The following is a 4147-nucleotide window of genomic DNA, read 5'->3' on the forward strand; positions in this document are numbered from 1 at the left end:
CCGATGCGGATTTACCCCTCAGCTATCTCAACTTGAAGCGCTTTATCAAAAATATAAAGATGAGGGTTTGGAAATTGTCGGTTTCCCTTCTAACTCCTTCAGGCAAGAATTAGCAACTGAAGCAGAAACAGCTAGCGTCTGCTTCAAAAACTTCGGCGTTAGTTTCACCATGCTAGCGCCGAGCTATGTAACAGGACCTCAACAAAACGACTTCTACAAAATGCTAAAACAACGGACTGAAAAATCACCAAATTGGAACTTCAACAAGTTCCTCATCTCTTCCGATTTATCAAGTATTTCCTTGTTCAGATCTCAGGTAACCCCCTTAGACAGTGTATTAGAGGAGGCTATCAAAAGATCTCTTAATTAATTTAGTAGCATCAGGGTTATTGTAATCGTTTGAGATATCCGCAGCACAGATATACATATACTTATAAACAAGAGCTAAGAGTAATTTGTCGACAAACCTGCGGCCCTCTTTTATTTTACTTAGTCAATCCACACCCACTACTGAATCTTGCCACCATGGTACCCACAGATTAGGGTATCAGATACGCGAACATTCGCATCAACACCCCTTAACCATTTTCCCTACACCAATCCTATCGGTTAGGGACTCAAACCTGCCACGTGCAGAAAACATGATTGGCGCCAAGAGTAGCAGAGAGTGCAGCCCAATAGTTCGCGCTATTCAAGGAACAAGCGCAGCTCGTTCCCAACTGTGGCCTATATGTCGATATAAAGTGCGCTCATGCAAGCCAGTTTCATGGCCTCGCCAGTACTCTAGATAATTCACAGACACCACCAGCCCAAGCGCATTATCTGTGAAAGGAACTGTATCAGGATTAGGGTACTTTTCTTTCAGCGCGTTAATACCCCGTTCTACCTCAAATGAGCCTTCCAGGGCAGCGCTCTGGTGCGCGACAGTATGATAAAAATGATCCAGCAACTTTGAAATATAAGGTTTATGCTGCCAGTGAGTTTCAAGAACCTCAGGACACATTAATGACAATTCACCCCGAACTCTAAATTGCTGTAGTAGCGAAGGATAGAAAAATAGCAGTTCTACCTTCGCCTCGTTTAAATGTAGTAGGTTCTTTTGGGCAAGTTTGTTCACAAACAGTACACAACTATCTGCATTGATTTCGCGTACGACCAAGGTGCGCATTCTTGGTTGAGACGCATCATTTTGCTCGAGTGTCGCGAGTGTGCAATATTTAGCACTGGGGTCCTGGTTTTGCTTGGCCTCTTGCCTAGCGTTCATCAACAAAGTCATAGGTTGATATTCAGTCATAAACTCTTCGCCCTGTTAATCTACGTAACCACTGCCAATAGCACTAAAGGGAAGCTCCAAGCCCAGTTCGGGCACCTGCGCTGCTATCCAAGCTGGAAAGGTGTTGCTGTTCGGGCCAGGAAAAACTTTATACTCGTTAGCCCAGGGGTAACGTTCAGCTAAAGCAACTATTTCTTCGATCAACTCTTCTGCTTCGTCACCTCGCTTATCCAAAAGAATTTGGGGCTGACTACCAAACCAATACCTATCAGGAATATCATTCTCGACTCTCAACACAGACAGTCCTCGTTTGGCACGCCAACCTATCACTTCAAGAACGGTATATTCAGAAGCATCTCTTGCTTTCACCGCAATCCAAGTATGTATCGCAAACCAACCTCGCCACCCCCATGCATCGGCACCATATACCTGAATAACCGCTTCGGGAGTTTCGGTAGACAAAGGGGCGAGCCCGGAAGAGTCTCTAGACGCTTCTCGCCAGCTTCCCGTGCTGCACCCCACCGCTAACACACTGAAAAGTATCATACTAAATTGAATCAATGCCTTAATGGTAAACATCGTCTATTTCCCCGTTATCTTCTCCGTAAAAACAAGACCTTAGTCTTACAAGCACTGGGCTTACAAACAACACGCCTTTTCCTCCGACAGAAAGACATTCAGCCCCTTCTCCTCAGCACGCGTCTACTTTTTTAGACTCATTACCGTTAGAGGCTTTTCATCATTTAGTAAATGTACGTTTACCCCGTGGAATAGATCACTCTGTAGGTGATCTTTTTCCCCCTTCCAAACGTAAACGTAACAAACATCATAGTTAGGATTGAATAGAATTCATGTCAGCTCAAGGTTTACATCAACAAATCAGCGACTTACGAACCAAACAACCAACTCAAAACCAGGGCATTAACGTTGTATGGTTTAAGCGTGATCTCAGGTTACGTGATCATACTCCCCTGAAGGAAGCTTGTGCAGGCAAAAATCCCACCTTACTGATCTATATCTTCGAAGATCTGCTAATACAAGACCCTCACTACGACGTGCGCCATTGGCGTTTTATTTGCCAGTCTTTAGCCGATTTGAATCGTCAACTCAAGGCCTTTAACACGCAGATCCATTGCTTTCGGGGCAAGGTTCTTAAGGCGTTAGAGGAAATCCATAGCCATTTCACAATCAATCGATTATTCAGCTATGAAGAGACCGGTATACGTGCTACCTATGAGCGCGATAAGGAAATAGCTGATTGGCTAGCCAAACACCAAATAGACTGGCAAGAAAGCCCAACGGGCGGAGTCATTCGAGGGCTGACCCACCGAAGCAATTGGGACAAGCACTGGCACAGTATCATGCGCATGGGTTTAGACAATCCCGACCTTCGAGGCGCTAACCTTATTTCTCTAGCACATCATCATCCGAATGATGCAATGGAGCCTTCTTGGCTTGAAACGCATCCTAGGATGCAACATGGGGGTGAAAAATGGGCTGAGAGAACACTCGCTTCTTTTTTTAGATCAAGAGGTCAAGACTATGCCTATAAAATATCAAAACCACTTGAAAGCCGAAAGAGCTGTTCCCGCATGTCTCCTTACCTGGCTTGGGGAAATATTAGCCTGCGGCAGTTTTATCAGCGAACCTTACTTCATCGTCGCGAACAGGGGTGGCGTAAAACGGCGAATACCTTGTGTTCACGTTTGCATTGGCACTGCCATTTTATCCAAAAGTTTGAAAGTGAACATGAAATGGAAGAAAGACCTGTCAATCGCGCTTACGCGTTATTCAGCTATCGAGAAGACAATGATTCCCTTTGCCATCGCCAAGCTTGGCAAGATGGAAAAACGGGCTACCCCATTGTTGATGCATGCATGCGATGTTTAATCGAAACGGGTTATTTGAACTTTCGAATGCGATCCATGCTCGTCAGCTTTTTTTGTCATCATTTGCTGCAGGATTGGCGGCAAGGTGTACATTATCTAGCCAAGCTTTTTTTGGACTTCGAGCCCGGTATTCACTATGCGCAGTTTCAGATGCAGGCTGGCGTCACAGGCACAAATACCATTCGAATTTACAATCCAGTGAAACAAAGTCTAGAGCATGACCCTAATGGTGAGTTTATCAGAATGTGGCTACCGGAATTGGCTAAACTCCCAAACGAGCTGATTCACACGCCGTGGATGATGACTCCTATGGAAGAAACATTGTATGACCTATCTCTGGGAACCACGTATCCAAAACCAATTGTCGATATTAAAGAAACGGGAAAAATTGCTCGCCGCGAATTATGGGCTTTTCGTAAACGAACCTTCGTCAGACAAGAAAACAGCAGGATTCTTCACCGTCACGTACGTCCTAATAAACGGAAAAGAGACTAAACTGAACCGCTGTGTGCCACCTTAAGAAAAAACACTTTGGTGCTTTGAAGCAGGCTATTGCGAAGGCCTTACTCACCAAACTCTATTTTAACCCGCTATGGTTATTCAAGCACTTCCTCTTGATAATTTTTTTGAGTGGCCGTTATTCGACTTTCAGTTATTGTCGATTGCAACACTGCGCTTTATTGTCGATTTGCCTGTAGCAGTATTCGCCATTGTGACGATCCAAAACACGCCCCCTCGCAATGATCTGCTTTAATCAAACAGGACACTTCAATAAGGAATATAATCCAATTATTGAGGTGTTAAATGACAAAACGAAAGAACAGAAGTTATACAACAGAGTTTAAACAAGAAGCGGTTGCCCTGGTCACCGAGCAAGGCTATAGCGTTCCTAAAGCGGCTGCTTCATTGGGTATTACAGATAAGTTGCTCTACAACTGGAAAGCCAAGTTTGATGCGGAACAATCTGGTACTGGCTTAAATACAG

At 44.5% G+C, this 4147-nt stretch carries 4 protein-coding genes and 1 pseudogene; 3 read left to right on the forward strand and 2 right to left on the reverse strand.

The window, feature by feature from the left end; genetic code table 11:
• Nucleotides 1–370, forward strand: a pseudogene (locus A3735_RS13590) (glutathione peroxidase); the annotation flags it as partial.
• Nucleotides 371–691: 321 nt separating this feature from the next.
• On the opposite strand, the gene A3735_RS13595 reads toward A3735_RS13590, so the two are convergent.
• Nucleotides 692–1294 carry a pyridoxamine 5'-phosphate oxidase family protein gene (locus A3735_RS13595; RefSeq protein ID WP_068510197.1) on the reverse strand — a complete coding sequence of 201 codons (603 nt, stop codon included), beginning with the start codon at nucleotides 1292–1294 and terminating at the stop codon, nucleotides 692–694.
• 15 nt (nucleotides 1295–1309) lie between these two features.
• Complete coding sequence (locus A3735_RS13600) at nucleotides 1310–1852, reverse strand: DUF3750 domain-containing protein (protein ID WP_068510196.1); 543 nt, start codon at nucleotides 1850–1852, stop codon at nucleotides 1310–1312.
• Nucleotides 1853–2124: 272 nt separating this feature from the next.
• On the opposite strand from A3735_RS13600, the gene A3735_RS13605 reads away from it, so the two are divergent.
• Complete coding sequence (locus A3735_RS13605; RefSeq protein ID WP_082865253.1) at nucleotides 2125–3657, forward strand: cryptochrome/deoxyribodipyrimidine photo-lyase family protein; 1533 nt, start codon at nucleotides 2125–2127, stop codon at nucleotides 3655–3657.
• 309 nt (nucleotides 3658–3966) lie between these two features.
• Nucleotides 3967–4147 (forward strand): transposase (locus tag A3735_RS13610; protein WP_082865215.1); only part of this gene is annotated, 181 nt, incomplete at its 3' end.

The sequence above is a fragment of the Oleiphilus sp. HI0061 genome (assembly GCF_001635675.1).